At 46.8% G+C, this 22,070-nt stretch carries 16 protein-coding genes; 6 read left to right on the forward strand and 10 right to left on the reverse strand.

The genetic code is table 11. From position 1 onward, the window contains the following. Positions 1-145 precede the first annotated feature (145 nt). Complete coding sequence (locus DXD68_RS04655) at positions 146-352, reverse strand: hypothetical protein (protein WP_122360453.1); 207 nt, start codon at positions 350-352, stop codon at positions 146-148. A 385-nt stretch (positions 353-737) separates the two neighbouring features. Here DXD68_RS04655 and DXD68_RS04660 point away from each other — a divergent pair, with 385 nt between their 5' ends. Next, on the forward strand, positions 738-1,328 hold the full coding sequence (locus DXD68_RS04660) for a DUF6088 family protein (protein ID WP_233576991.1): 591 nt from the start codon (positions 738-740) through the stop codon (positions 1,326-1,328). Beyond that, on the forward strand, positions 1,325-2,383 hold the full coding sequence (locus DXD68_RS04665; protein WP_122360455.1) for a nucleotidyl transferase AbiEii/AbiGii toxin family protein: 1,059 nt from the start codon (positions 1,325-1,327) through the stop codon (positions 2,381-2,383). Before DXD68_RS04660 ends, DXD68_RS04665 begins: the two co-directional genes overlap by 4 nt. Before the next feature lie 302 nt (positions 2,384-2,685). Here the strand turns inward: DXD68_RS04665 and DXD68_RS04670 are convergent, their stop codons facing one another. Both DXD68_RS04670 and DXD68_RS04675 read right to left on the reverse strand, forming a co-directional pair. Further along, positions 2,686-5,286, reverse strand: coding sequence for a glycoside hydrolase family 2 protein (locus DXD68_RS04670; RefSeq protein WP_233576992.1), 2,601 nt, complete (start codon positions 5,284-5,286; stop codon positions 2,686-2,688). Position 5,287: 1 nt separating this feature from the next. After that, a complete protein-coding gene (locus tag DXD68_RS04675) occupies positions 5,288-7,279 on the reverse strand; it encodes a glycoside hydrolase family 97 protein (RefSeq protein ID WP_122360456.1) in 1,992 nt (663 codons plus the stop codon). Between the two features lie 124 nt (positions 7,280-7,403). On the opposite strand from DXD68_RS04675, the gene DXD68_RS04680 reads away from it, so the two are divergent. Then, a complete protein-coding gene (locus DXD68_RS04680) occupies positions 7,404-9,140 on the forward strand; it encodes an SGNH/GDSL hydrolase family protein (protein WP_122360457.1) in 1,737 nt (578 codons plus the stop codon). A 26-nt stretch (positions 9,141-9,166) separates the two neighbouring features. Then, positions 9,167-10,024: a Bro-N domain-containing protein gene (locus DXD68_RS04685; RefSeq protein ID WP_122360458.1), complete on the forward strand. Its 858-nt coding sequence runs from the start codon at positions 9,167-9,169 to the stop codon at positions 10,022-10,024. A gap of 18 nt (positions 10,025-10,042) precedes the next feature. Here the strand turns inward: DXD68_RS04685 and DXD68_RS04690 are convergent, their stop codons facing one another. The 4 genes from DXD68_RS04690 to tsaD all read right to left on the reverse strand — a co-directional run bounded on the left by DXD68_RS04690 (position 10,043) and on the right by tsaD (position 13,673). Then, entirely contained in the window at positions 10,043-11,395 is a 1,353-nt protein-coding gene (locus DXD68_RS04690) for an MATE family efflux transporter (protein WP_122360459.1), read from the reverse strand. Positions 11,396-11,482: 87 nt separating this feature from the next. Then, positions 11,483-12,037: a Crp/Fnr family transcriptional regulator gene (locus tag DXD68_RS04695; protein ID WP_122360460.1), complete on the reverse strand. Its 555-nt coding sequence runs from the start codon at positions 12,035-12,037 to the stop codon at positions 11,483-11,485. After that, positions 12,030-12,521, reverse strand: a complete 492-nt coding sequence (locus DXD68_RS04700) for a CinA family protein (protein ID WP_122360461.1) — start codon at positions 12,519-12,521, stop codon at positions 12,030-12,032. Before DXD68_RS04700 ends, DXD68_RS04695 begins: the two co-directional genes overlap by 8 nt. A gap of 132 nt (positions 12,522-12,653) precedes the next feature. Next, positions 12,654-13,673 carry a tRNA (adenosine(37)-N6)-threonylcarbamoyltransferase complex transferase subunit TsaD gene (tsaD, locus tag DXD68_RS04705; RefSeq protein WP_122360462.1) on the reverse strand — a complete coding sequence of 340 codons (1,020 nt, stop codon included), beginning with the start codon at positions 13,671-13,673 and terminating at the stop codon, positions 12,654-12,656. Positions 13,674-13,816: 143 nt separating this feature from the next. Here tsaD and DXD68_RS04710 point away from each other — a divergent pair, with 143 nt between their 5' ends. Next, a complete protein-coding gene (locus DXD68_RS04710; protein ID WP_199715410.1) occupies positions 13,817-18,289 on the forward strand; it encodes a translocation/assembly module TamB domain-containing protein in 4,473 nt (1,490 codons plus the stop codon). Here the strand turns inward: DXD68_RS04710 and DXD68_RS04715 are convergent. The 3 genes from DXD68_RS04715 to mtgA are packed head-to-tail and all read right to left on the reverse strand — an operon-like array spanning position 18,249 to position 20,589. Further along, entirely contained in the window at positions 18,249-19,184 is a 936-nt protein-coding gene (locus tag DXD68_RS04715; protein WP_122360463.1) for a tRNA-dihydrouridine synthase family protein, read from the reverse strand. The genes DXD68_RS04710 and DXD68_RS04715 overlap by 41 nt on opposite strands. After that, positions 19,184-19,849, reverse strand: a complete 666-nt coding sequence (gene lipB, locus DXD68_RS04720; RefSeq protein WP_122360464.1) for a lipoyl(octanoyl) transferase LipB — start codon at positions 19,847-19,849, stop codon at positions 19,184-19,186. Before lipB ends, DXD68_RS04715 begins: the two co-directional genes overlap by 1 nt. Beyond that, a complete protein-coding gene (gene mtgA, locus DXD68_RS04725; protein WP_122360465.1) occupies positions 19,795-20,589 on the reverse strand; it encodes a monofunctional biosynthetic peptidoglycan transglycosylase in 795 nt (264 codons plus the stop codon). Before mtgA ends, lipB begins: the two co-directional genes overlap by 55 nt. Positions 20,590-20,956: 367 nt before the next feature. Between mtgA and DXD68_RS04730 the strand changes: the two genes are divergently transcribed. Continuing rightward, entirely contained in the window at positions 20,957-21,820 is an 864-nt protein-coding gene (locus tag DXD68_RS04730) for an Rpn family recombination-promoting nuclease/putative transposase (protein ID WP_122360466.1), read from the forward strand. Positions 21,821-22,070: the final 250 nt, after the last annotated feature.

Raw genomic sequence — 22,070 nt, forward strand, 5'->3', positions numbered from 1 at the left:
AAAAACACAAACAAAATGAAAGCTTTTTAACTTCTCTGCTAACATCAATATCTTATAAAAAGAGACAAACAGATCAACATCTGATCATTCCCTACCGGATAGCTGTCACTACCCGCGCAGGTCACGTCCACTACCCGGCAGGTAGTCACCGCCATCCGTACGGATCATCGTGACAAACAGCCCGGGTAGTTACAATAATCCGGGCAGCCAGCTGAAACAATCCGCGCAGATAAATGAAATGAGGATAAAAGAAAAGAAAGCATAACTTGATATGGGACAAAAAGATTGTGATTTTTTCCTGATTAGCAGTTATTTTTCTTCCAAAAGCCTCTTCTGACAGCTTGACTTCCATTTTACATTCCGATATATAAATACGGTATAAAAAATCCGGGCTACATCTATCCGTACAGATAAATGCAGCCCGACAATCATTTTTCCATCTTATTAGAAAACTTGTATCCAAAAAGATAATCCTTAACTTCTGTACAGCCCCATATTTCACCAGTGGACCGGAGGCTGATACTTACAGTGTCAAGAAACTAAAGGTAAAATAACAGAATGATATTTTGATCGGTTTGACACAACCGATTGAGATATAATTTTTTAACAGAGTATTTGAGAGGCATCTCTAATTATGTCATCCAATTAAATAGTCCGAATTTATTTAAGAATTTCGGACATTTTATTTGTCTCATTAATGGCAATGTTATATTTTTGCAAAGAGAATAATAATGGATATGGGAACAATACTGACAAAGGAAATACGAAACATCATAAACAGAAACGGCCCTAATAAACTTTATATGGTGCGTGACTTTGCCTATCTAAATAATGACGGGTTGGTCACCCGTGCCCTTTCCAGATTAGAGAAAGAGGGAATTCTTATACGTCTTTCTCAAGGTTTGTATCTATATCCTTTACGCAATAAGTTCGGAATACTTCGTCCGTCTATTGATGAAATAGCATATGCCATTGCAGAGAAAGACAGGGCTCGTATTATCCCATGCGGATTGACGGCATTAAATAAATTAGGACTTTCTACCCAAGTTACAATGAACGCAATCTATTTGACAGATGCCACGGCGCGGGAAGTTAATATCGGAAACCGTAAAATCATATTCAAACGTAGTGTGCCACGAAATTTCGCTTACAAAACAGATATCTTTCCTTTGGTTGTGGCTGCCATGAAAGAGTTGGGTAAAGATAATATTACCGATGAACATATCTCCATCATAAAAAAGGCAATCACAAAATGTTACAATCCGGACGATGTCCGACATGATTATAATATTTCTCCTCTGTGGATCAAACAAAGACTTGCATTATGAATAATTGGACAAAACTTACCAAAGAAGAGCGACTCACGATATTAACAAATATTGCAGAGAACAAAGGTATTGTGGAAAATGCCATTGAAAAAGACTATTGGGTAAGCATGGCATTGCGTGCAATATTTTCATTACCGTATGCCAGTGCTTTTGTGTTCAAAGGAGGTACAAGTCTGAGCAAAGGTTGGGCATTAATAGAACGGTTTTCAGAAGATATAGACCTTGCTATTGACCGTCACTATTTAGGCTTTTCAGACGTGACGACTAAAAGCCAACGGACTAAATTACGCAAAGATTCAAAGAAATTTATCTATGGTACCTTTTCTAATGATATCACAGCAAAACTAAAAGAATTTGGTTTATCAGAATGTTGTATAGTTATTGCTCCAGAGACTTCAGTCAGCGACCTCGACCCAGTAGTCATTTTTATTGAGTATGATTCAGTATTGCAAAACAAGATACTGTATATCCCTGAACGTGTCAAGATCGAAATCAGCTGCCGTTCTTTAATGGAACCGTCTGAAAAAATTAAAATGCGCTCAATGATTGAAGAAGCCTATTCCGATGAAGAGTTTTCATTGCCTGAAATTGTAGTTTCAACAGTTGTTCCGGGACGGACATTTTTAGAGAAAGTATTTTTGTTACATGAGGAATTTACTCGTCCGAATGGTTGTACGCATATCGAACGTATTACCCGACACATGTATGATATTGTAAAAATGATGGACAAACCGTTTGCAATAGAAGCAATGAATAACAAAACTTTGTACGAAGATATTATTTCGCATCGTAAGCAGTTTACCGCATGGGGTAGACTTGATTATACAACACATTTACCTCAAACAATATCTTTTGTTCCACCGACGCATATAGAGGCTGTATTACGGAATGATTACCGACAAATGCAAGCAGGATTCATATATGCAGACGCTCCATCTTTTGATGAAATCATAGAACAAATGCGGGAATTACAGAATAGATTCAGAATGTTGCAATGGGAAAGTAATCATAAAAACAGAGACGGACAAACAGAGAAGTCAATACATAAATCGTAACAGCCAGTATGCATCATCGTCACTCATACTCTGTAAATCAACGGAATAAAACATCTATTGGAACCGCTATCAGCCTCTACTTAAAAAACGGATTCGAACACGGAGTTATCAAAATACACTAAATGGCACGCAGATGACATGGATTAAACAGATGAACACAGATTATTTATTGATTTTCAATTTACTTATCTGTGCTCATCTGCTCGATCCGGGGCATCTGTGTACCATCGTGTGACTTTTGATTCCCGGCTCGAATGTTTATTATATGCATAGGATTATTAACTCCTAAGCGTTTGATAAAACTAGAAATTCGTTGGCTTCCCTCCTACCTTGACCTCGGCTAATCCGGCATTCCCGGAAACAAAGTTGATACGGACAAAGCGGATATTCTTTCCGAGGTCACCATCTATACGCTGCTTCTTTTCTTTCTTATTGCTGGTGCGCTGGTCGGATACGGTTATCCATGATTGGTTATCGGAAGATACTTCAATAACGTATCGATGTATATCGGCTGTAGGGAAGACCAGTTCGATCGCGTTCAGATCATAGGAGGCTTCCAGATCGAGCTTCCACCAGGCAGCCTTATCTGAGGGATCGGCAAACCAGGCGGTCTGATCGTCATCGTCATTCGATAAAGTACGGGAAGAAAGTTCCGCTGTCGAACTGACAAAAGAAGGACGGTTAACTGCCAGTAACAACTCATTTACAGGCTCTTCTTTCTTCGGGGCAATATAGCGTTTATAAGGACGGTCCGCCACTTTCGGACGACCGGCCGACTCCCAGGTTGGCTGTCCTAATGTCCGGATAGTGAGGGTAGACACCGGTAGCCCCTCAGCAGACGCCTCGATGACAGTCGTTCCGGCATAGTAACTACGAAATTCGATTGCAGCCTTTCCGTCACGGATCGTAATATCGGAGGCTTCCTCTTCTGAAGGAGGCATAAACTGGATGGACGAACCTGTTGGAAATTCGCCCGGACCGGACAGGATGGATAGCTTAACGGGGATCTCATTACTAACCGGTTTGCCGCTTGCATCCAACAAAGAGATCAGGATATGAACATCATCTGTCCCATCGGGAGCAGCGATCGTTGTCTTATCCGCAGACAAACCGATCTTTGCAGGAATGCCCCATTCAGGCCATTGCGGTTCAACCGGATTCCTGTTTCCTTTGGCATAAGCCTCCCGATACCAGTACCAGGAACGCTTCGGGATACGGAAATAATCCACTAATCCCATAATAGCCAGACCGGTTCCACCTACTGTCCCGTGATCGAAGCCACACCAGATCACCTGCCCGCCACGCCATTCCGGACGGTTAAAGCCATCTTTCAGGTCTGCCCATCCCGGTTCGAACGCACCCGGACGATGTGTCGTTACACTTCCATATTCAGAAACCATACTAGGCACACCGGGATTCAGGAAACCCGCCCCATCGCCATTATAAAAAGCGATCTGGTTCTTCCCTAGTTTATCTACGCCTTTACGCTGGCTACCGCCGATAGCGACCAGGCGCGTCGGATCCCAAACATGCGTACTGTCGGTTGCCTTGTTCAGCAATTGCTTCATCCGTTCATTGGTGGAAGCATCCGTAAAGAAAGGTTCATTACTCATACTCCATGCCGTAATAGAAGGACTGTTCCGGTTGATTCGGATCAGCTCTTTCAACTGGGATAACACACTCCGGTCAAAACGATCCTGGTCTTCCGGATTCGGAGGATAACAACCGGACGAAGGAGTCCCCCAACCGTCACGATCGCCCGAACCGCCTCCCATACCCCAAAAAGCATTCTCCGGGAAGAACAGTATGCCGATCTCATCACAAGCCTGTGCAAACGAAGGGTCATGCGGATAATGTGATCCGCGGATCGTATTGAAACCACAATCCTTCATCATCTGTATATCCCGACGGAAACCGGCATTTGTTACGGCATCTCCCCAGCCGGCATGATCCTGATGGACATTTGCCCCCAACAGGTAAAAATGTTTGCCGTTAAGGAAGAACCCTTTGTCTGCTGTCCATTCGAACCAACGGATACCGAAAACGGTTTCTTTCCGGTCGGTCACTTTATTCCCCTGCTGAATCGTTGTCACCGCTTTATAAAGGTTCGGACTATCCGGATGCCAGAGAGCCGGGTCGATGATACTTGCCGGATACTGAGTGAATATCCGGGAACTGCCGGCTTCAAGCGTTTCTTTTGTTTCTGCTTTTGAGACAATTTTACCCTTGGGTGAAACGATCTCTGTCCGGATCGTAAACTGTTGCGGACGGGCATGGTCATTTCTTATTTCTGTCTCTGCCTTGAAAGAGGCAGACGATTTCGACACTTCCGGTGTTGTGATAAACGTTCCGCACCAGACGACATGTAAAGGATCTGTAATATGTAAATACACATCGCGGTAGATACCTCCGCTAAACTGATGATCACCGGCACGCGGTGCTACATCCGGCTTCCAAAGATTATTGACACGGACCGCTAAAATGTTTTTTCCGGGTTTCAGGAAAGGAGTCAGATCATAACAGAAACCGGTATATCCTCCGGTATGCTCTCCTACCCGCTGCCCGTTCAGGAAAACTTCGCTTTGAATAAATATGCCTTCAAATTCAACCGATATTTGTTTACCCTTCCATTCTGCCGGCATTTCAATCGTCTTCCGGTACCAGCCATACCCATTGTATACGCTCTTCCACATGAAGTAAGGCAGAGAAAATGAGTGAGGAAGATTTACTTGTTCCCAACCTTGATCGGAAAAAGAGGTTTGTTCTGCCCCCTCCACATCGCCTAAAGTAAAAAGCCAGCCACGGTTCAAATTGATTTGCTGACGAACAGGGGCGGCATTCAGATTCCAGCAGATCATAATCTGCAAGAAGAAAATAATCGTTACAAGAGTTTTTTTATTCATATTATTTACAGATTTTGGCCGCATACCCTCCGCCCGGAGCCATCTTGATCTTCAGCTTACGATCAGCCGGGACGGGGATGATTTCTTTTTTGTAATCGCAGGCAGCACGATCGGCATTGATACCATCCTTGAAAAGTTCCAGCTTGTAATCGCCGTCACCCAGGAAAGAAAGATCCAGCTCCAGCTCACGCGGTTCCCAGTTGGTGAGGGCACCTACGTACCAGTTGTCGCCCTGTTTGCGAGCTATTGCTATATATTCGGACACTTTTGCATCGAGCACCTGGGTTGCTTCCCATACGGTGGGAATAGCTGCTATAAATTCCGTACATTCCTTTTCACGCATATAATTCGTCGGATTGTCGCACAACATATTCAGAGGCGATTCGAAGATCACATAAGTAGCCAACTGGCGGCAACGTGTTCCCTGGCTCATAGGTTCGGAATTGACCGGACGGTAGTTCTGACGGATCGCATTGCGCATAGCCCCCTGGGTATAATCGACCGGACCGGCCAGCATACGAATGAACGGGAAAGTCACATCGTAAGTAACCATATCGTACGATTCAGGCGACCACTTCATTTGCTCCAGTCCGTTCACACCCTCATAATTGATCACGTTCGGATAGGTACGCTGCAACCCGGTCGGTTTACAGATCCCGTGGAAGTCGACCAACATATTATAACGGGCACAAGTCTCCGCCGAACGATACAAGAAGTCAATTATTTCCTGATCATCGCGATCCATAAAGTCAACCTTGAAACCTTTCACTCCCATATCGGCGTAATGTTTCACCACATTTTCCATATCCCGGTCGAAGGCATAGTAACCGGCCCACAGGATAATATCCACATTCTTCGATTTTGCATACGATACAATCTCCTTCAAGTCGATTTCCGGGATCACCTGCAATAAATCTGCTTTCAGGTTTACAGCCCATCCTTCATCGAGGATCACATATTCGATGTCATGGTCGGCCGCAAAATCGATATAATATTTATACGTTTCGTTATTGATACCGGCACGGAAATCGACTCCGGAAATATTCCAGTCGTTCCACCAATCCCAAGCTACCTTACCCGGTTTGATCCAGGAGATATCCTTTATACGAGAGGGAGCCGCCAGGCGATATACCATATCGCAATCCGCCAACTGCTTGTCATTTTCCGAAACAACGAACACACGCCAGGGGAAAGAACGGTTTCCTTTTGTCTTGGCTATATAATTCTCGCGTTCCTTGACCAGCATCTGCAATTGGTTATGTCCGCCTTGCTGTTTCACCTTCGGATACGGGGCATGGACTGATTTCAGGGAAGGCTTGTCTGTCGTGTTATTCAGGAACATACCCGGATAGCTTTCGAGGTCGGCCTCTGTGATACAAACCTTCTTTCCATTTCCGAGATCGACCAAAAACGGCAGGATCATCAGGCGCTTGTCGTTCAGTTTGGTGATCGGTTCATTATAATAAGGTTGCTCGAATGAATTGGAGAACTGTTCTTCGAAAGTCGGCTTGGTGCTGTTCACATAAGCAGCGAAGGTCTTGTGGTCGGTAGAGAAGTTGTAGGATGCTTCTTCATCTTTCACGATCATATCTCCTTTTTTCTTCGTCACGAAACGATAGGCCATACCGTCGTTATACAGGCGGAACACGATACTGTAATCGCCACGGAAAGCGATCGTCATCTCATTATATATATCGCTTACTTCCGATTTCTTATAAAATGGCGACGGGATCGACTTATCGACGGAACCTTTCGTCACTTTCGAAACTTTAGGACTGTTACCTCCCAACACTTCGCCGGTCTGTAAGGTCATGGATATGGCAGAAGGAGCCAGCACCTCCGTCCCGTCATGGTTCAACGAGAACTCTACATTATCTCCAACCGTCACAACAGTGTGCAGTTTCCTGTCGGGCGACTGCAACTGATAACTTTTCTGAGCCAATAAAGGCATGCTTCCCAACAACAGGAAAGTAAGCAATACTTGTGCTTTCATCGTATCTGAATTTTTGTTTTTAACTGAGGCAAATATACACGAATAAACGAAAACAAAAATTCTAATATTGTATTATCTTTGTCAATATTGTATCAAAAAGCATTGTAAACAAATAGATCGACCTATGAAAAGACTGTTGAGTATCTTTATTCTATGTATGGTATGCCTCTCTGCCGGGGCAGAATGGAAATGGCAGAATCCGATGGAGGCAAGTTTTCCCGTAATTCAGAACCAGGGCTGGCCTGATGAGATCGGACAGACCTATGTACGCCTACCCGACCGGGCAAAGGCCGAAGTCAGGGAACCGGTTTGGAACCTTTCCCGCAACTCTGCCGGACTGGCTATTCATTTTTATTGCAACTCCCCCCAGATAACCGTACGTTACCAGGTAAGCGGTGGGTATGCTATGCCGCACATGCAATCGACCGGCGTATCGGGTCTCGACCTGTACAGCATCGACAGCGAGGGCAAGTGGAGTTTCTGTTTCGGTAACTACTCATTCGGAGATACGATCCGATACAGCTATACGAACCTGGGACAAGACAAGTTCCATAACCGCGGGTTTGAATACAGACTCTACTTACCTTTATATAATAGTATCAAGTGGATGGAGATCGGCACACCGGAAGGCACCGAACTGACTTTCATTCCCCAATCGCCGGAGAAGCCGGTTGTCCTTTACGGAACTTCCATCGCACAGGGCGCTTGCTCTTCACGTCCGGCTATGGCGTGGGCGAACATCCTGCAACGTTCGCTGGACTATCCGTTGATCAATCTGGGATTTTCAGGCAACGGGCAACTCGAAAAAGCAGTCCTGAACTACATCGTTGAGCAGGATGCCCGCCTCTACATCCTGGATTGCCTGCCCAACTTCACACAAAAAACCAATGAAGAAGTAACCGCCCTGGTAATTGCCGCCGTCAAACAAATCCGGGAAAAACGAAACGCTCCCATCCTCCTGGTAGAACATGCCGGATACAGCAACGCTCCCAGCAACCGAGGACAATACGAATTATATACCCGCCTGAACGCCGCTTCGCGCAAAGGATACGAAGCCTTGTTGCAAGCCGGTGTCAAAGACCTGTATTACCTGACACATGAAGAGCTGAACTTTCCGCCCGATGCTTGGGTTGACTATGTACACCCTTCCGACCTCGGAGCCACCTACCAGGCCACAGCCGTTGAAAAGAAAGTACGCGACATCCTCCGGCTGCCGGTAGGAGACCGCCCGACGACCCAGCCTGTCACCCAACGTCGCGAACCGAACAATTACGAATGGCAGACCCGCCACCGCGACATATTGAAGCATATCGAGCAAAACCCGCCCAAAGCCGTCATCCTCGGCAACTCGATCACTCATTTCTGGGGAGGAGAACCGGCAGGACCGAGAAGCAACGGCGCGAAAAGCTGGAAGAAGATCATGGAACCGGCCGGATTCCAGAATCTGGGATACGGTTACGACCGCATAGAAAACGTACTTTGGCGCATCTACCACGGTGAGTTGGATGGATATGAAACGGATAAAGTTGTCCTGATGATCGGAACGAACAATATGGGAATCAGCCCGGACAAAGATATTGTAGAAGGTCTGCGTTTCCTCATCACAGCTATCCGTAACCGCCAACCGAAAGCGACGGTCAAAGTGATCGGTATCCTTCCCCGCCGGGAACACGAGGATTGGGTGAAAAACATCAACCGGCAAATCCGCACAATGGCGAACGAGGAAAACTGCCTGTTCAGCGATGCCGGAACCACCTTGCTCCTGCCCACCGGTAAGATCGACGAATCGCTTTTCAACGATGGCCTGCATCCGAACGAGAAAGGATATCAGTTAATTGCTAAAACAATAGCCGAGGATTAAAGCAACAGATATAAAGACAGTAAGTTATGACACAACAGAATGCAATCAAAATCTTTGAAGAAAAAAAAGTACGCACCGTATGGGATAGCGAAACAGAAGAATGGTATTTTTCCATAGTGGACGTAATTGCCGTATTGACGGATAGTAAAAATCCATCAACATACTGGCGAGTGTTGAAAAAAAGGCTATTAGACGAGGGAAATGAAACCGTTACAAATTGTAACGCTTTGAAGCTGCCCGCCACAGATGGCAAAATGCGTCTAACCGACGTAGCCACCACCGAGCAACTTTTCCGCCTGATCCAGTCTGTCCCTTCGCCTAAGGCAGAGCCGTTTAAACTCTGGATGGCTCAGGTAGCAAAAGAGCGGCTTGACCAGATGCAAGACCCGGAATTATCCATCGAGCAGGCTATGACCGATTACAAACGTTTGGGCTATTCCGACAATTGGATCAACCAACGTCTTAAAAGTATCGAGATACGTAAAGACCTGACCGATGAATGGAAACGTCACGGCCTGGAAGAAGGCGTACAGTTCGCTACTCTTACAGATATTATTTATAAGACATGGGCGGGAAAAACGGCAAAAGAATACAAACAATTCAAGAACCTAAAGAAAGAGAACCTGCGTGATAACATGACTAACAAAGAATTAGTTCTAAACATGCTTGCAGAGCTTTCAACGAAAGAGATCTCGGAAGCCATAGGTCCGGACTCTTTCGATGAGCACTCGGAAGTAGCCCGACAAGGAGCTACAGTAGCACGCAACGCCAGGTTGGAGCTGGAGGAAAAGACAGGACAGCCAGTTGTCACCCCTCTTAATGCCAAAAATATTCAGTCTTTGCAACAAGACAAAAAAGAGAATGAAAAGACCGGAGAAGAGTAGGCTGCCAGTATGTCAACCTTATTTCCTCAACGACCTACGCACCAGCCAGTAAGAGACTGACAACGTGCAAATCTCAGCGATCGGTATATCATACCAGATGGCGTCGATACCGAATACAGCGGGGAGGACAAGTATGCCGATTCCTACGAATATGAGTCCTCTCAAAGCTGATATAATGATCGAAATCTTCGCATTCCCGATAGCCGTAAAATAGCTGGATGCCAGGATATTCAGACCACACAACAAAAAGGCAAAGCAATAGATCGAGACACCTCGCGACGCAATAGCAAAGGCCTCGTTGCTGTGATCGTTGAAAAACAATCCGATAATCTGTTCGCCGAACAATAACAATACCAGGAACAAACCGATCCCGATCGCGGAATTAACCCGCACGGCAAGTCCCAGGATCGACTTGATACGTTCCTGCTTCTTCGCCCCGTAGTTATATCCTATAATAGGTATGATACCATCCGATATCCCCAGGAATATGGTGGTTCCGATAAACAGGATATAATTGATTGCCGTAAACGCCGCCACCCCACTTTCACCCAGATACTTCATCATCGTGATATTGAAGAGGAAAACGGTAATTGCCACCGACAGTTCAGACATACCCTCCGACGACCCGTTATAGAAAGCATTCCATACCAGCCGCCAATTGTAGCGTCCACGTTGGACGGCAACGACTTCGTGACGCGAAAACAACCGGGGCACATTCAGGCAAGCACCGATCGTAAAGGCAATACCGGTCGCCAGTCCGGCTCCCACCACGCCCCAACCCAATACGGCAACGAACACGAGGTCGAGAATAATATTCAGGATCACGGTCGTCCCCATGACCGAAGTCGCATACAAGGGATGCCCCATCGCCTTAATGATATAGTCGCCGAAGAACATCGTACACAAAAACGGGAAGAAAGGGACCAATGCCCGGATATATCCTACGGCATCCCCCTGCAACACTGCATTCGCCCCCAGGAAAGAAGCGATCTCCCCCGCAAATAAATAGATCAACAGGCTCACCGCCAAAGACATGGCAATCAGGAATAGGAATACCGAACGCAACGCGTTGTTTGCTTCCTGCTTATCACCTTTTCCCAGACTGATACTGACAATCGTCTGTCCCCCGATGCCCATCACGATGGCAAACGCCGAGATCAAACTATAACACGGTAAGATCAGATTCACACTAGCCAGCGCATTAGCACCCACAAACCGTCCGAGCACAATCCCGTCGATCACGGACTGGATACCCAGAAATAATAGTCCCGCCACGCCGGGAAGTGCATACTTTGTAAATAACCGGGGAATCTCACCTGTCAACAATAACCTCTCTCTTTCCTGGCGGAAGAGAGCTTTTTCATTACTCATAAATCAACTTGCTTTTGGTTCCGGCTACAAAGATAAGGAGGTCTTTTCAGAGAAAAATTACCATAAGATAATTTCGGTCTGCTCTTTTTATTTAGAAGAGGAACGGATACGACTCAACGATTGCGGCGTGATTTGCAGGTAGGAAGCAATATGTTTCAACGGCACTCGCTGGAACAAGTCCGGACGCGAATGCATCAGACTCTCGTATTGCTCACGGGCATCACTCCAACTGTCGTTGATAAAATAGTTCTCATATTCCCTCAGGTAATAGTCGAGCAGCTTCAATCCCCAGATAGCGATATCGTGCGACTGTTCGAAAAGTTTTTCCAGTTTCGTGGCAGGGATGCGGAACAGGACGGTATCCTCCACCATCTCCACGTTATAGACCGAGATGTCGCGGTAAACGAAATTGATCATTTCGCCGTCGCTGGCAAACCATAAGGTGACATCTTTCGTGTCCAGTTCGACATATGCCCGGACCAATCCCTCTTTGACGAACCAGACAAACGGGTCGCGGTCGCCTTCCCTCGTCGAAAGTTCTCCTTTCGAGAAAGCCACCTCCTCCATCTCGTCGACCAGCAACCGGATCGCTTCGTCGGACATGGGATAAACCGCCCGCTGTTGTTCTATGAATTTATCCATGCTGTTTTTGTAACAAGTCCAATAACAGGGTCAACGCAGCATCCGCCGCCGCCTGTATATTTTCCGCCCTGACCGTTCCGAAATGAAAACAATGTGAGACGACTTCGCCTTTCAGGGCTGCGGCGATCCAAACCGTGCCGACCGGTTTTTCCGGGGTTCCTCCGCCGGGTCCTGCAACACCGGAAGTCGCTACAGCACAGTCGCATCCGAGGGTACGGATCGCTCCCTGCGCCATCTGTTCCACCACTTCGCGACTGACGGCCCCATATTGGCGAAGACTTTCTTCCGAAACACCCAATACATGCTGTTTCACTTCGTTGCTGTAAGAGACAACTCCCCCGACAAAATAATCGGAGCTACCTGCCACCAGCGTGATCATATTGGCTATCCGGCCACCCGTGCAGCTTTCCGCCGTCCCCATCGTCAGTTTCCGTGAACGTAAGACGTCGCCTACCCGTTCACCTAAGACTTTATTCTCTGCCATAATTCGATATTATCTTCTGAAAAATAGGATGCATCCTTTTCCAAAATAGCATGCACCCTTTTTGTAAATAGCATGCACCCTTTTAAAAAAGAGGATGCATGCTTTTTTCTATACCGTAATTACACCTGATAATCAGATAACTACCCGTGAGAACGGAACAGCGTCCATCGGACAAAAATCCTTATCGAGGAATTTATAATAACCGGTGATGGCAACCATCGCCGCGTTGTCTGTTGTAAACGCAAACTTCGGGATATGCACTTTCCAGCCATACCGCTTCGCATGGTCGAGGAAGGCATCACGCAAACCGGAGTTTGCCGAAACACCTCCGGCCACCGCCACCTCTTTTATATTCAGGTCTTTCGCTGCCTTGCGCAACTTATCCATCAGGATATCGATCACTGTCGACTGAAGGGAGGCACAAAGGTCACGTTTATTATTTTCGATGAAGTCCGGATCTTCCTGTAGTTTATCCCTCAAGGTGTAGAGGAAAGAAGTCTTCAGCCCGCTGAAGCTATAATCGTATCCCGGAATATGCGGTTTGCTGAAAGTAAAGGCTTTCGAATTTCCTTCGTTGGCCAAGCGGTTCACCACCGGACCACCCGGATAACCCAGTCCCATTACCTTCGCACATTTATCGAAGGCTTCGCCCGCTGCGTCGTCTATCGTCTGCCCTATCACCTCCATGTCGTTATAAGCATTTACTTTGATGATCTGCGAGTTACCGCCCGACACCAGCAAACACAGGAACGGGAACGAGGGAGCATGATCGTCTTCCGGCGTTTCCTTGATAAAGTGAGCCAGTACATGCGCCTGCAAATGGTTGATCTCGATCATCGGGATGTCCAAAGATGCCGCAAACCCTTTAGCAAAGGAGGTTCCGACCAGCAGGGATCCCATCAACCCCGGCCCGCGTGTGAAGGCAACGGCGCTCAGTTCCGACTTATCGATGCCTGCACGCTTGATAGCCTCTGCCACCACCGGGATGATATTCTGCTGGTGGGCACGCGAAGCCAGCTCGGGAACCACGCCACCATATGCTTCGTGAACCGCCTGACTGGCTATCACATTCGACAGCATCACGCCGTCGCGTATTACGGAAGAGGAAGTATCATCACAGGATGATTCTATCCCCAATATTGTTACACTCATACTCTTCTCTCGTTTTTTTGTGCAAATTTAATGAATTCTATCGCGATATTGTTGTAGATTTGCGTTTAAAATATAGTAAAGATATCAGAGGACTCAAATACATAATCATTACCCTACTTGTTTTGTTCTGGATATTCTATGCGATGCCCTTTATCTTGTTGAAGATACCCTACATCCAACATCAGGTTTCCGACATTGCATCGACCGAATTATCCGGCCATCTCGGTGTGCCCGTAAAGATAGGAAATGTGAATATCGAATGGTTCAACCGTTTGGTCCTCGACAACTTATACCTCGAAGATCAGGAAGGTCAGACATTATTCGAAGCCAATCATGTGGCGGCGGGCTTTGAAGTTCTTCCGTTGTTTAAAGGAAAATTCGTTTTCACTACCGTGCGGCTATTCGGTTTTTCCGTCAATCTCAAAAAGAAGACACCCGAAAGTCCGCTCAATCTCCAGTTCGTGCTGGATGCTTTTGCCAGCAGGGACACGATCAAGAAGAATCCGAATATCGACCTGCGTTTCAACTCGATCCTGATCCGTCGGGGAAACTTCCGGTACGACGTGCAAAGCGAGGCCGAAACGCCAGGAAAATTCAACGCCAGGCATGTAGCTATCAAAAACCTGAGTGCGAAGATTTCCATGAAGGCCTTCAACAAGGACAGTCTGAACGCCAACATCAAAAAGATGAGCTTCGACGAGGCTTCCGGCCTTACGTTGAATAAACTGTCGATGAACGTTATCAGCAACCGCGACAGTGCTTTCATCAACAATTTCGAAATAAAACTACCGGAAACGGATTTGAAAATCAGCCGGGCAAAGATCGACATGCAGGAAGTGAAGAACGCTTCCGAGCTGCTGAACCATGCCCCGTTAGAATTGAATATTTCCCCGTCGCAAATCTGTCTGAAAGACCTCTCTCCTTTCGTCCCGGCTTTCAGCAACTTCACCGAGACCATCGAATTATCGGCAGAAGCGTCCGGCTCCGTCAACAATATCAACCTGCAACGGCTGACAATCCGTTACAGCGACAAGATGCTGTTTATCGGAAAAATGGACCTGAAAGGGATCAGCCATCCGGAAGATGCCTATATCTTCGGACAGGTAAACAAGATGTATATCACGACCGACGGACTGGCGGGCCTGGTAAACAATTTCAACAAGAAGCCGGTCGTGCTGCCCGATCCTATCGTCAGGTTGGGTACGATCAATTTTACCGGAGAGATATCCGGCTTCTTCGATAACCTGGTGGCGTTCGGAAAGTTCTCTTCGGCGATCGGTTCGGTGCAGACCGACATGATATTCGGTACAGACAAAGAAAACAATGTTGCGGCATACCTGAAAGGACATATTTCTACCTCCGGCCTGCATCTGAACGAGCTGTTCAACGATGGTAATCCTTACGGGAACACCCGCCTGAGCATCTCGCTGGATGCCAAACGCTACAACAACAGCAGTTTCTTCGGAAATATTAAAGCGAACATCAATGAGTTCGAGTTCAAAAAATACAAGTACGAGGATATCCAGCTGTCCGGAAATTTCAAAAAGAACAGCTTCGACGGCATGGTACAGGTGAACGACCCGAACGGGAAGTTGCATGCCCAGGGTATGTTCCGCCACGAGGGGAAGAACTCTATGTTCAACTTCACCGCCAATCTGGAACATTTTCGTCCCGACAGCCTCAACCTGATCGACAAATATGAATCGCCGGATATCTCGCTATCCCTGAATGCCGATTTTACGGGGAATAATATCGATAACCTGGAAGGTAATATCACGATAGACAGCCTTTCGTTCCTGACGGCTCCAAGCAGCTTCTTCCTGAAAAAATTCCAGGTAACGGCATCCGGACATTCACTGGACCGCCATCTGACTATCTCGTCCGATATCCTGAACGGAGAGGTTACCGGTGCATACTCCTTTACCACGATCGTACCGAGTTTTATGAACACTTTCAAAGGATATATCCCGGCACTGATCAATGCGACGCAGAAGAAAAAAGAAGTAGAAGAAAACAATTTCTCGCTGTTGCTGACAGTGGAGAATACGGAAAAGATATCCGAAACACTCAAACTGCCGGTGACGATGGTCAACCAGGCACGCATCACCGGACACTACAATAACTTGTATAATAAATTCCGCATCGAGGCTTTCCTCCCTAAATTCAAACTGGGAAACTCCCTGTTCGAATCCGGTTACCTGACTTGCGACAACCCGCAGGATAATATCAACCTGCAACTGAGGGCAACCAACTACAACCTGAAAGGACTTCGTAACTACCTCGACCTGAAAGCGGATGCCCGCGACAACCGGATCAATACGCTGATCGGCTGGGCGAACAATAAGGAAAAGGTGTTCCGTGCCGAGCTGTCGGCGTCTGCCCTCTTCACGGAAAAAGAACAGGAAAAGAGGCCTTCTACCCTGCGAACCGATATTTCCGTCAAGGAGAGCCAACTGGTGCTGAACGATTCTTTGTGGACCATCCATCCCTCGAATATTGTAATTTCCGACGGGCAGATAGGTATCCGTAAATTCCGGGTAGGCAATGAGAAACAATCGTTGCTGCTGGACGGAAACATCTCCAAAAATCCATCAGATACGCTTTTGATGGACCTGAAACAGGTCGAACTCAAATACATTTTCGATATACTGAATATCCCGGTATTGCAATTTGCCGGGAAAGCGACAGGTACATTTAATATAAGCGACCTGTACGGCAGTCGTATGCTGAACACCGATCTGGAGATAAAAGACTTCTCATTCAACCAGACACCGCTGGGCAGGCTGAACCTTTTCAGCGAATGGGACGATGAGCAAAAGGGTATCCTGATGCTCGGCAGTATCTATAAGAACGATACGACATGGACCGACGTAAGCGGTTACATCTTCCCGGTAGGACAGAATGCCGGGTTGTCCTTATTCTTCGGAGCCAACGATATCAATTTGGGATTCCTCCACCCCTTTGTGGAAAAGGTGGCTAAGAATATGAAAGGACGGGGTTTCGGAAACGTCCACCTGCACGGTCCGTTCAAGTCGCTGACTGTCGAGGGAGATGCGTATGTGCTGGACGGCGGGCTGGGCATCGAATATACGAATACGTATTATACCTTCTCCGACTCCATCCATCTGGATGCCGGTTCCATCAATATGCGGAACCTGACCGTCCATGACGAGTTCGGTAATTCGGGTATCGTCAACATGAGTGTCTATCACAATCATTTCAAAGATGTCAGTTTCGACGTGAATGTCAAGACAAACAATATGTTGGTGTTTAATGCGACCCGTAAGCAAAATCCGTTGATTTACGGAACAGTCTTCGGTAGCGGATCGGCGTCGATCAAAGGAAATGACAAGCTGATCAACTTCGACATCAATATGCGAAACGATCCCAAAACGGCCATCACGCTCGACTTCATAAACAATACAACGGCTGCCGAATATGATTTTATCACATTCGTCGATAAGAAACAGTTAAAGGAATCGATTGCCAACGGGACAATCTCGCCTGATTCCCTGAAAATGGCTGCCACCAACGAAGAAGAAGGTGCTGAAATGCGTATGAACTTCCTGCTCGATATTACACCTGATGCCAATATCGAGCTGATCATGGATCCAATTGCCGGAGATAAGATCACCGGTAATTGCAGCGGAAGCATGCAGATAGAATATGGGACAAAGACTGATTTACGCATGTATGGAAACATGGGCATCATCAAGGGTAACTATAATTTCAGCTTGCAACAGATCATCCATAAGGACTTTAAGATACGTGAAGGCAGCTCCATCGACTTCCGGGGCGACCCGTTCAATGCCACGATGCAAATAAATGCCATTTATAATGTAACTGCCAACCTGCGCGACCTGGATGAAAACCTAGCACTGGAAAGTCCGCGAACCAACATACCCGTCAACTGCGTACTTAACCTCGACGGCATGTTACGCAGCCCAGCTATCTCGTTCGACCTGGAACTTCCCGGTTCAAACGAAGAAATAGAACGTCAGATGAAAGCGTTGGTCGATACGGAAGACATGATGACGCGCCAAATTATCTACCTCTTGGTGCTGAACAAATTCTACACCCCTGAATACAGCCAGAACGCCTACCGTTCGAGCGAATTTAGCGCCGTGGCTTCTTCCGCCATCTCCTCCCAACTGTCGAGCATACTCAACAGCTTGACGGACAAGGTACAGATCGGTACGAACATCCGCACCAGCGATGACGGCATACAAGATACGGAAGTGGAAATGTTGCTATCCAGCCAATTACTAGACAATCGCCTGTTATTCAACGGTAGTTTCGGATACAGAAATAATATGAACCAGGGGAAGAACGACTTCGTCGGTGAATTCGACCTGGAGTATAAGCTGACCCCAAGCGGAGAAATCCGTCTGAAAGCTTACAACCATGCCAATGATATGTATAAGTATCTGAACCGGGCCTTAACGACCCAGGGGGTAGGTGTCATGTTCAGGAAAGACTTCAGTAATATTTCCGAATTCTTCCGCCGACGTAAAAAACTGCTGCCGATCGTACCGCTTGCTCCGGCTGACACCATCTCGCCGGCAAAGGCGGATACTACGGCTGTAACAACTCCTTTACCGCCTGCTGATAAGTAGATAACTGGTTGCTTTTAAGTATTTTCTTCCGCAAACGTTTTTCTGCGTCCGGTAAGAGGTAATCCCAAAGAGTTTTCATTTTGGCAAGCACCTGGTGCTCTCCGCCTTCAAGTATGGCGCTGTATTTCTCAAATAAAAGTGTATGAAAACGGAACAGTCCGGCTTTCTTTTCCGTGTCCGGCAGCTCCTTTCCTGCCATATATTCCTTCGCCAGCCAGGGGGAAGACAATAAGCCGCGTCCCAACATCACCCCGCTCAACCGGGGATACAAGCGAATGATCCGGTCGATATCGGCCGGACAGTTCAGATCGCCGTTATAGAAAAGCGGGTGTGCACATGCTTCGTAGAAACGGGTAAAGCTGTCCATATCCACATGCCCTTTGTACTGTTGCCGCCCTATCCGGGGATGCAGAGTCACATGTGTAAGCGGCAACGAATCGATAAAGGGTAGCAAAGCAAAGACTTCGTCCGGTGAATCCCATCCTAACCGGAGCTTGACTGAGAAATTCATTTCCGGAAATTCACGGACTGTCTGCAAAAGGGCGGCAGCATCTCCCGTATGCGGCAGGATACCTGCTCCCCGGTGAAGACGTGCCTGCATCGGGAAAGGGCACCCCATATTGATATCTGCCTGCCGGTATCCTTGTTTGAGAAATAAAGTTACCAGACGCCGGAATTCGTTAGGCGTGGCCGCTATCAACTGGGGAACGACCGGAGTAGCTACATTCCTGCCGGGCGTTATATCCCGGAGATCCTTGTTCCGGAAACCGTCTTTCTCCACCCGCACGAAAGGGGTATAGTAGGCTTCCACTCCACCGAATACCAGTGCATGCACTTCCCGGTACACGGCATCCGTATAGCCTTGCAAAGGGGCAAAATGTATCTTGTACTCCATCAGGGAAATAGTTCTGAGAACAATGAATGAAGCCGTGTTTTAGCAAGTTCGAAATCCTGCTTTCCACCCAGTTCTTTTTCCAGCGAAGTCACTCCTTTATCCGTAAACCCGCAAGGATTAATCAGGGAGAAATAACTCAAGTCTGTATTGATATTCAGAGCAAATCCATGCATAGTAACGAACCGGCTGCTCTTTACTCCGATCGCACAGATCTTGCGGGCACGTCCTTTTACATCCGGATCGATCCATACGCCGGTAGCACCGTCGAGACGTTCTCCGCGTATCCCGTAAAGGGCGAGGAAACGGATAATGACCTCTTCCAGCCGATGGATATACAGTTTGAGTCCCAACTGCCAATATTCCAGGTCGAAGACCGGGTAACCGGTTATCTGCCCGGGACCGTGATAGGTAATATCCCCTCCCCGGTTGATATGGTAGAAAGAGACGCCACGCTGCTGCAACAGTTGTTCCGGTATCAGGAGATTGGCATCTTTCCCGCTCTTTCCGATCGTCAGCACGGGTTGATGTTCGCAGAAGAACAACTTATTTTCTTCGCTGCCTCCCTCCTTCTTTGCCTGAAGCAAGGTTTCAAAAGCATCTGTCTGAACCTTTAGCGCATCTGCATAATCAATGCGTCCGAGGTCGTGAAAAGTGAAGCTCTCCATTTCTTTCTTTTTTTTATTTTTCCGTTCGTATTATCGATCTCACCGGCTCCGTAACCCATCTGTATCTTCAACAACTTACCCATCAGGGAAAGGATTTGTCCCTGTCGTTTCAACATATAGGGAGAAGGTTTACCAGAATTGAATTTCCTGGGATTCGGCAAAGATGCAGCGATCAACGCAGCCTCCTCGCGATTTAGCCGGGAAGCCTGCTTCTTAAAATGGGCCTTGGCAACCGCTTCTGCTCCATAAATACCGTCGCCCATCTCGATGGAGTTCAGATAGACCTCCATGATCCTTTCTTTCCCCCATATCCACTCGATCAAGAGGGTGAAGTAGGCTTCGATCCCTTTCCTTATATAGCTTTTGGCAGGAAGAAGGAATACATTCTTGGCTGTCTGCTGGGAGATAGTGCTGGCGCCGCGTACGCGTTTTCCCTTTTCCGCCTCGTCGCGTGCTTTCTGTATCTGTTCAATATCAAAACCGTTATGATCGAGAAACAAATTATCCTCCGAAGCGACAACCGCCTGTACCAACGGTTGTGCTATCTGCGACAAAGGAACCCATTTATGTTCCAGCTTGAAGGGTTTCCCTCCCTTGTACTGATCGTACAACCGCGTCAGCATCAACGGCGTATAATAAACAGGGACGAACTTATACGCCACCACCGCCAGGATGCTGGATATAAAAAGAAACAGAAAGATATTCCTGCACCAAATCAGAATCCGTTTTATAATAGGCATATTCAATATCGTTTACTGCCGGCAAATGTACGAATTTTGTCAAAATTGAGCTATTTTATAGTGTCTGTTTATGGCGACTGATGGTAACCCTTTCCCCTCTTGAGAGGGGATAAGGGGTGTGTTAAAGCCAGTTATATGCCGATACTATAACACACCCCCTGCCCCCTCTCAAGAGGGGAAAAGTTACTCCCGACGCTATAAATGGATAGTTCAATTATTTCTATCTCCGAATGCGAAGTCCACCTGCCACCTGAAAATCATTTCATGCCATGAAAAAAAGCATATCCCGCCATTGCAATAAATAAAAAACGACTATCTTTGCCCCGTTACCCGCTATTGGATAACAGACCATTAAAACCATTAACATATGGAAAGATACGTGAATATCATGCTTGATGAGGGCTTTAAAACTGTCTTCGGAGTAAAGCAAGTAGCCATTGATTTTATCAATGCCGCCCTCTTGGGTGAGCGACAAGTCAAAGACCTGACTTATCTCGATAAAGAAATCCAACCGGAAGTAGTAGAACAACGTACGGTGATCTTCGATCTCCTTTGCGAAGATGTAGACGGTAGTAAATTTATTTTGGAGATGCAGAATTGCCCGCAACGTTATTTCTTTAACCGCGGATTCTATTATCTTTGTCGAATGGTCTCCCGTCAGGGAAAGACCGGACGGGACTGGCAATATAGCCTGCTTCCTGTCTATGGTATCTACCTGTTGAATTTTAGCCTGCCGGAATTACATAACTGGCGAACAGATGTAATCCTGGCTGACGAGGCAACGGGTAAAACTTTTGGCGAAGTCAAACTGAAACAGATTTATCTGTCGTTCGACTTGTTCAATCTAACGAAAGAGGAATGTAAGACTCCTCTTGAAAATACGGTTTATATATTGAAGAATATGAATTTATTTGATATGTCTCCATTCAAGGAGAAAGAGGATGCTTTCAGACGCTTGCTCGACGTGGCGAACCTCAATGCCATGAGCGATCATGAGCGTGCCGTCTACGAAGAGAACCTGAAGATCTACCGCGACTGGCATGCTACGACGGAATATGCAGTGGAAAAGGCTAAGGAAAAAGGGATAAAGATAGGTAAGGCAGAAGGCATAGAGCTAGGTGAGGCGAAAAAACAGCGTTTTATCGCAGCAAAAATGAAAAAGCAAGGAGTCGCTATTGAAACGATCGCTGAGTTTACTGAATTGTCAGTAAAAGAGATCAAGGAATTGTAGTTTCTTATTAACCATAAAATAATTCATCAGCCAGGTTGTTTGAACACATAACAACCTGGCTGATTTTGATTCTACCCTTACCCTGCATTGATATTTCAATTATTTCCGGATTCGAACCAATATGACTACCCTCGTAGGAGCGGTGTGTCAAAAAGCTACTTTATCAGCACTTTACGGACGGTATCCCCTACTTGTACGATATAGATATCCGTCGGCAATTGCCGACGGTTCAGTCCCGGGACTGAACGGA

Origin of the sequence: Parabacteroides sp. TM07-1AC (assembly GCF_003480915.1) — a bacterium.
Classification (GTDB): domain Bacteria; phylum Bacteroidota; class Bacteroidia; order Bacteroidales; family Tannerellaceae; genus Parabacteroides; species Parabacteroides chongii.

Coding starts and splice junctions, on each gene's coding strand:
- lipB (WP_122360464.1), bottom strand. CDS start 19,849: ATGGAGAGCTTCACTTTTCACGACCTCGGACGCATTGATTATGCAGAT.
- DXD68_RS04710 (WP_199715410.1), top strand. CDS start 13,817: ATGCCCTTTATCTTGTTGAAGATACCCTACATCCAACATCAGGTTTCC.
- tsaD (WP_122360462.1), bottom strand. CDS start 13,673: ATGAGTGTAACAATATTGGGGATAGAATCATCCTGTGATGATACTTCC.
- DXD68_RS04695 (WP_122360460.1), bottom strand. CDS start 12,037: ATGGATAAATTCATAGAACAACAGCGGGCGGTTTATCCCATGTCCGAC.
- DXD68_RS04680 (WP_122360457.1), top strand. CDS start 7,404: ATGAAAAGACTGTTGAGTATCTTTATTCTATGTATGGTATGCCTCTCT.
- DXD68_RS04685 (WP_122360458.1), top strand. CDS start 9,167: ATGACACAACAGAATGCAATCAAAATCTTTGAAGAAAAAAAAGTACGC.
- DXD68_RS04690 (WP_122360459.1), bottom strand. CDS start 11,395: ATGAGTAATGAAAAAGCTCTCTTCCGCCAGGAAAGAGAGAGGTTATTG.
- DXD68_RS04730 (WP_122360466.1), top strand. CDS start 20,957: ATGGAAAGATACGTGAATATCATGCTTGATGAGGGCTTTAAAACTGTC.
- DXD68_RS04655 (WP_122360453.1), bottom strand. CDS start 352: ATGGAAGTCAAGCTGTCAGAAGAGGCTTTTGGAAGAAAAATAACTGCT.
- mtgA (WP_122360465.1), bottom strand. CDS start 20,589: ATGCCTATTATAAAACGGATTCTGATTTGGTGCAGGAATATCTTTCTG.
- DXD68_RS04715 (WP_122360463.1), bottom strand. CDS start 19,184: ATGGAGTACAAGATACATTTTGCCCCTTTGCAAGGCTATACGGATGCC.
- DXD68_RS04700 (WP_122360461.1), bottom strand. CDS start 12,521: ATGGCAGAGAATAAAGTCTTAGGTGAACGGGTAGGCGACGTCTTACGT.
- DXD68_RS04665 (WP_122360455.1), top strand. CDS start 1,325: ATGAATAATTGGACAAAACTTACCAAAGAAGAGCGACTCACGATATTA.
- DXD68_RS04670 (WP_233576992.1), bottom strand. CDS start 5,286: ATGAATAAAAAAACTCTTGTAACGATTATTTTCTTCTTGCAGATTATG.
- DXD68_RS04675 (WP_122360456.1), bottom strand. CDS start 7,279: ATGAAAGCACAAGTATTGCTTACTTTCCTGTTGTTGGGAAGCATGCCT.
- DXD68_RS04660 (WP_233576991.1), top strand. CDS start 738: ATGGGAACAATACTGACAAAGGAAATACGAAACATCATAAACAGAAAC.